General features: G+C 70.5%; 4 protein-coding genes and 1 tRNA gene. 1 reads left to right on the plus strand and 4 read right to left on the minus strand.

All coding sequences use genetic code 11. The features are described 5' to 3' along the window. Positions 1-70: 70 nt before the first annotated feature. The 4 genes from G6017_RS11600 to G6017_RS11615 form a co-directional block, all read right to left on the minus strand. Positions 71-2,152 (minus strand): acyl-CoA dehydrogenase family protein, encoded by a 2,082-nt coding sequence (locus tag G6017_RS11600; RefSeq protein WP_182617472.1) that lies wholly within the window; start codon positions 2,150-2,152, stop codon positions 71-73. A gap of 118 nt (positions 2,153-2,270) precedes the next feature. Continuing rightward, positions 2,271-2,344 (minus strand) — tRNA-Pro (locus G6017_RS11605). A 68-nt stretch (positions 2,345-2,412) separates the two neighbouring features. Then, positions 2,413-3,399: a metallophosphoesterase gene (locus G6017_RS11610; RefSeq protein WP_182609467.1), complete on the minus strand. Its 987-nt coding sequence runs from the start codon at positions 3,397-3,399 to the stop codon at positions 2,413-2,415. A gap of 47 nt (positions 3,400-3,446) precedes the next feature. Further along, positions 3,447-5,831, minus strand: coding sequence for a transglycosylase domain-containing protein (locus G6017_RS11615; RefSeq protein WP_182617476.1), 2,385 nt, complete (start codon positions 5,829-5,831; stop codon positions 3,447-3,449). Between the two features lie 270 nt (positions 5,832-6,101). On the opposite strand from G6017_RS11615, the gene G6017_RS11620 reads away from it, so the two are divergent. Further along, positions 6,102-6,479: a WhiB family transcriptional regulator gene (locus tag G6017_RS11620; RefSeq protein WP_170114850.1), complete on the plus strand. Its 378-nt coding sequence runs from the start codon at positions 6,102-6,104 to the stop codon at positions 6,477-6,479. The last annotated feature ends 51 nt before the right edge of the window (positions 6,480-6,530 follow it).

Genomic DNA, 6,530 nt, shown 5'->3' on the forward strand with positions numbered 1-6,530 from the left:
GCCGCCGCGGTGCTGGCCGCGGTGGCCCTGTGCGCCGCGGTGGCGGCCGGGATCTGCGGTCAGCGGCCCGTCAACCGCGCTCGTCGGCTCCCGACGTGGTCTCGATGGGGGCGTCCACCCCGCCGTCGGTGAGCATCGGGACGTCGAAGACGAACTCGGGGATCGCGAAGGCGTCCACCAGGGTCCGCGCCTTGCCCGCGAGCTTGGTGCACAGGCGGTTGCGGGCGGCGGTCGCGGCCTTGGTGCGCTCGGTCGTCAGGCGGTTGTGCTCGAGGAACCACCCCTTGTCGCGGTCCACGATGTCCAGGACGTAGAGGTCGCACAGCGTTCCCAGGACCTCCTTGGCCTCGGGGTCCTCGCAGGCGTCCACGGCCTCGGCGAAGCGGGCGAACACCCAGCTGTCCATGTGCGCGCGCCCGGCCTGCAGCATGTGGTCCTGCGCCGAGTTGAACACCTTGAACGCCGCCGAGCCGTCCTCGCCCTGGGCCTTGCGCAGGCGGCGGGCGACCGTCTCCAACAGGTGCTCCTCACGGTCCACCAGCAGTTCCAGCTGGTTGCCGCGGTCGAGCAGGTCCGTGTTCTCCCGGTCCGTCACCGTGTCGATGAGCTTCTGCCACAGCGTCGACGCCCGGGCCTTCTCCTGCACCACGTCCACCGCGGTGGTGAGGGCGAAGGCCACGGTCTCGCGCTGGTCCATGTCCCCGAACTCCGCGGCGTAGGCGCCGAGCAGCTCTTTGGCCACCAACTGCGTCAGCACCACGTTGTCGCCCTCGAACGTCGAGAAGACGTCGCAGTCCCCGCGCATCTCGGTGAGCAGGTTCTCGGCCATGTACCCGGCCCCACCGCAGGCCAGACGGGCCTCGATGATGGTGTCGTTGGCGAAGCCCGTCACGGTGGCCTTGATCCCCGCGGCGTGGGACTCCATCTCGCGGCGCCGCTCGGCGTCGAACGCCTCCGGGTTCTTCTCGAAGTCGTGGAGCTCGGCGACGATCGCGTTCTGGGCGCACGCGTAGGCGTACGCGCGGGCCACCCGCGGCATCAGACGACGCTGGTGCTCGCGGTACTCGAGCAGCGGGATGCCCTTGCCCGTCGCGGGGTGGTCGAACTGGCGGCGGATCAGCGAATACCGCACCGCAAGCGCGAGTGAGGTCCGGGCCGCGGCACCGGCGGCCGCACCCACCGAGACCCGGCCGCGGATCAGCGTGCCGAGCATGGTGAAGAAGCGGGCACCGACGGAGTCGATGGGCGACGAGTACTGTCCGTCGGCGTCCACCGCACCGAACCGGTCGAGGAGCGCCTCACGGGGGACACGCACGTGGTCGAACATGATCTTGCCGTTGTCCACGCCGAGCAGTCCGCCCTTGTGCCCGTGGTCGGTCGTCCTGACCCCCGGCAGGTCGTTCCCGTCCTCGTCACGGATCGGCACCAACAGGCAGTGGACCCCGTGGCGGAGCTCCTCACCGCTCTCGGCGTGGGTGATGAGCTGCGCGAACACCGCGGCCATGGACCCGTCGCGGGCCGCGTTGCCGATGTACCACTTCTCGGAACTCGGAGTGGGGGAGTGGACGACGAACTCGTCGGTCTCCGGGTCGAAGGTGGCGGTGGTCTCGAGGTTCTGCACATCCGACCCGCCGCCGAGCTCGGTCATGGCGAAGCAGCCCATGAGGTCGAGGTTCATGACCCCCGGGAGGTACTTCCCGCGGGTCTCGTCGTCGCCGAGATTGGCGATGGCCCCGCCGAACAGGCCCCACTGGACGCCGGCCTTGACCATGAGGGACAGATCGAGGTGGCCGAGCATCTCGAAGGAGGTCAGCGCCCCACCGGTGTCCCCGGTGCCGCCGTCCTCGGTGCGGAACCCCAGCCCGGGCATGCCCGAGTCGGCCAGGCGCCTCATCTGGTCGAGCACATGGGCGCGGTGCTCCTCCATCGTGACCCCGATCGGGTTGAGCATGTCCGGGGTCATGGCCTCCCGCGTCATCCGGCGCGCGTCCGCCCAGCGGCCGTCGAGGACCTTCTGGAGCCCGGCGGCGAGGGCGGGGTCCCCCTGACCGGTGGTGGTGATGCGGCCGTAGTGGGGATGGCCCGTGTGGGTCGTCTGGGGGGCTGCCGCCCCCGGGGCCGCGGCGTTCTGGACGTCGGTCTGGGAGGTCATGACACGACTCTACGGATCGTCCACGCCGAAGTGCACCGGTAGCGCGGCCGGAATCGGACCGTCAGGGGACGCAAATGACCGAGGTCCCGGACCGTGAACGGCCCGGGACCTCGCATTGTCGGGGTGGCGGGATTCGAACCCACGACCTCTTCGTCCCGAACGAAGCGCGCTACCAAGCTGCGCCACACCCCGGTGACAACGAGGGATACTCTAGCGCCCCCCGGGTGATTCGCGAAACCGGGGTGATTCGCGAAACCGGGTCAGGCCGGCAGCGGCACCCGTTCGCGCAGCGGCGTCTCCGGCACCGTCGCGTCGTCTCCGCCACCGCCGGGTCCGGCGACCAGCTCGAGAAGTGTGGCCTCGGGCCTGCAGAACGTCCGGACCGGCACGTACGGCGAGGTCCCGAGTCCGGCGGACACGTGCAGGACCAGGTTCCGGCCCCACGCGGACAGGCCCTGCGCCCGCGAGCGGTCGATGCCGCAGTTGGTGACGATCGCCCCCGTGGGCAGGCAGAGCTGTCCGCCGTGGGTGTGGCCCGCCACCGCGAGGTCGTACCCGTCGGCGTCGAAACGGTCCAGTACCCGGGGCTCCGGGGAGTGGACCAGCCCGATCCGCAGGTCGAACGCCGGCCCGGCGGGTCCCTCGATCTCGCTGTAGCGGTCGCGACCGATGTGGGGGTCGTCGACGCCCGCCACCAGGACGCGCCGGCCGTCCACGACGATCTCCGCACGCCGGTGGGTGGCGTCCACCCAGCCCCGCTCGGAGAACGCCGCCTTGAGGTCGCGCCACGGCAGCGGGACGGACGAGTGCTTCTTCCGGCCGATCCCGAGGTAGGACAGGGGGTTCTTGGGCACCGGGGCGTAGTAGTCGTTGGAGCCGAAGACGAACGCCCCGGGCCGGCCGAGCAGCGGGCCGAGCGCCTGCACGACCGACGGCACCGCGCGCACGTCCGACAGGTTGTCGCCGGTGTTGAGCACCAGGTCCGGCTCCAGCCGCGCCAGTGCCGCCAGGAAGTCCTGCTTGCGCTTCTGGCCGGGCATCATGTGCAGATCCGAGATGTGCAGGATCTTGAGGGGCTCCGACCCCGGCGCGAGCAGGGGGAGCGAGTGGCGTCGGACGGTGAACGCGTTGCGCTCCCACCCCGAGGCGTAGACGGTCCCGGCCACGACCGCCCCCGCGAGGACGGCCGCCGCGCGGGCGGAGGGACTCGACGGGGTGCTCTGGGGCCGACGTGAGGGGCGTTGCATCGTTTCACTCTACCGGCGGTTGCGGGAACCCTCCCCGGCCGCGGCGACTACCTCGGGGGCGAGATGGTGATGGGTGCGAGCCCGGGGACGTTGAGGACGACGGGCTCGTCGCCGATCGCGGCCCCCGGTCCGGACGCGCCCTGGCCGTCGGTGCCCCGCGCCGCGGCACCGCCACCGCCGCCCGAACCGTCGGAGACGCGGAGGGTGATCTGGGATCCGGGGATGCCGGTCCCGCCGTCGAGTCCCACGACCGTCCCGTAGGGGCGTCCGGTGCCGGACACGAACTGGGTGTTGACGACGAATCCGGCTCCGGTGAGCAGGGAGGTGGCCGCCGACTGGCTCATCCCCTCGACATCGGGTGTCCCCGCCCCGCTGGTGCCCGCCTGGAACGCGGGATCCGGCGCGGGCAGCTGGACCGGGCCGTAGATCTGGGCGATCGGGGCGAACGCGGAGAACCAGGTGTTGGCCGGCTCGAGACCGCCGAAGAGGTTGCCGTACGAGCACTGCCGCAGCGGGCTGGTGCACAGCTCGCTGGTGGTGGTGCCGTCGTTGAAGGCGTAGACGGCGGCGGAGTAGTGGTTGGTGAAGCCGAGGAACGCGGAGGAGCGGTTGGCCTCGGTCGTCCCCGTCTTGCCCGACATGGGGAGGCTCCACCCCGCGGCACCCGCGGCGCCCGCGGCGGTGCCGGCCCCCACGTGGTCCTTGGACAGGGCCACCGAGAGCGTGTCCGCCAGCCCCGGCTCGACCACCTGCTCACACCCCGGCTCGCTCAGCTCGACCGGCTTGCCGGTGCGGTCGGTGATCGACTCGACGGGGCTCGGCGGGCACCACATCCCGCCGGAGGCGAGGGTGGCGCCGACGTTGGACAGTTCCAGCGCGTTGACGGCCGTGGGCCCGAGGGTGAACGACCCGAGGTTGTTCTTCTTGATGAACCCGGCGATCGAGTCGCCGTCCGCCGCGGTCCCCTTGCGGTCGTACGACCGCATACCGAGCCGCACCGCCATGTCCACGGTGGGGGCGACCCCCACGTCCTTGATGAGGTTCACGAAGGTCGTGTTGGGCGACTGCGCGAGCGCGTCCGCGACGGACAGGGAACTCGGGTACGACCCGGCGTTCTCCACGCAGTACTGGGCGGGCGGGCACCCGCGCGCGCCGCCGGAGCCCAGGCCCGAGACCTGGACGCGGCGGGGGACGGCCAGGCTGGTGTTGGTGCCCATGCCCTTCTCCATGGCCGCGGCCACCGTGAAGACCTTGAACACCGACCCCCCGCCGTCGCCGACCAGCGAGAACGGCTGCGGCTGGACGGTCTGGCTGTCGCCCAGTTCCAGGCCGTACTGGCGGCTCGAGGCGATCGCCACGACCTTGTGGGACTCCCGGCCGGGGCGCACGACGCTCATGACCTCGGCCACGCCCTGGCCCGTCGGATTGCCGTAGGTGTTGAGCGACCGCTGCACCGAGTCGTGGACGGTCGGGTCGAGGGTGGTGCGGATGGTGTACCCGCCCTCCTGGACCATCTCCCGGCTCAGGCCGTTCTGGTCCAGGTAGTCCAGCACGTAGTCGCAGAAGAACCCGCGGTCACCGGCGGTGATGCAGCCACGGGGAAGCGAGTTGGGGCGCTCCAACACACCGAGGGGTTCGGCCGCGTAGGCCGCGCCCTCGGCCGGCGTGATCGCGCCGGTCTGGACCATGGTGTCGATGACGGTGTCGCGGCGGTTCTTGGTGTCCTCGGGGTTGGTGTACGGGTTGAACATGCTGGTGGACTGGATCATCCCCGCGAGCATGGCGGACTGCGGCACGGAGAGGTCCGAGGCGTCGACGCCGAAGTAGGTCTGGGCCGCGGTCTGGACCCCGAACGACCCGTTGCCGAACGAGATCAGGTTGAGGTACTTGCTGAGGATGTCGTCCTTGCTCATCTCGCTGTCCAGCGTGAGCGCCATCCTGATCTCTTTGATCTTGCGCGCCGGGGTGGTCTCCACGGCCGCGCGGCGTTCCGCGTCGTTCTCCGCGGAGACGAGGAACTGGTAGTTCTTGACCAGCTGCTGGTCGATGGTCGAGGCGCCCTGCTGCACGTCCCCGGACGTGGCGTTGGTGAGCGCCGCGCGGATCGTGCCCCGCCAGTCCACACCGTTGTGGTCGGCGAACCGGCGGTCCTCGATCGCGATGATCGCCAGCTTCATGTTCTGCGAGATCTCCTCGCTCGGGACCACCACCCGCTGCTGGTCGTACAACCAGGCGATGGGCGTCCCCTCGGAGTCGGTGACCGTGGAGATCGACGGGAGATCGCCCTTGATCAGGTCCGCCGAGGTCCCGGACAGCGAGTCCGCCATCTTGTTGGAGGCCAGCCCCGCCGCCCCGGCGATCGGGAACAAGGACCCGGCCGCCACCACCCCGGCCGCGACACAGGTCGCGACCAGCTTTCCCAGCGAACTCATAGCCGACACGGGGCCAGAGTACGTGAACACCCCTGTCCCGCCACCCCGTGAGGCGTCCGCAGCACACGACTCTTTACTTCTGTTGTGTGACTACGGTAACAATATGAGGGAACGCGGGACGTTTCGAACCCGGATGATGTCGTGGTCCGACGGCACTCACGGCCGAGAGGCTCCCGTGGACACCGTGGGCCCGCCGCGCCGGGTGGGTCCAGAAGGCCGGAGGCGTGTACGGCAACCCGTCCGCGACTCCACACAGACAGGGGTACATCGATGACGGCCACCCTTCCCGGGACCTCCCGCACCGACGACGCCGGGGTCCGCCCCGGTTCAAGCAATCCCCTCGGGTCCGAGGAGACGATCATCGGGGAGGGGCGCCAGGAATGGGTCGCCCAGGCCCGGTGTAAGGACATCGACCCGGACGAGCTCTTCGTCCGCGGCGCCGCGCAGCGCAAGGCGGCCTCCATCTGTCGCCACTGCCCGGTCCTCCTGCAGTGCCGGGCCGACGCGTTGGACAACCGCGTCGAGTTCGGGGTCTGGGGCGGGATGACCGAGCGTCAGCGCCGCGCTCTGCTCAAGCAGCATCCCGAGGTACGGTCCTGGGCCGACTTCTTCGCCCAGCAGATCGAGCGGCACACCGTCATCTACTGACGTCACCTGATCGGCCCCGTACCCCGACACCGACGCGACCCGCGGCTCCCA

Source organism: Dietzia sp. B44, assembly GCF_014145245.1.
Classification (GTDB): Bacteria; Actinomycetota; Actinomycetes; order Mycobacteriales; family Mycobacteriaceae; genus Dietzia; species Dietzia natronolimnaea.

Bases quoted from the DNA above. Each gene is read 5' to 3' on its own strand.
- G6017_RS11600 (WP_182617472.1), bottom strand. From the start codon at position 2,152: ATGACCTCCCAGACCGACGTCCAGAACGCCGCGGCCCCGGGGGCGGCA.
- G6017_RS11610 (WP_182609467.1), bottom strand. From the start codon at position 3,399: ATGCAACGCCCCTCACGTCGGCCCCAGAGCACCCCGTCGAGTCCCTCC.
- G6017_RS11615 (WP_182617476.1), bottom strand. From the start codon at position 5,831: ATGAGTTCGCTGGGAAAGCTGGTCGCGACCTGTGTCGCGGCCGGGGTG.
- G6017_RS11620 (WP_170114850.1), top strand. From the start codon at position 6,102: ATGACGGCCACCCTTCCCGGGACCTCCCGCACCGACGACGCCGGGGTC.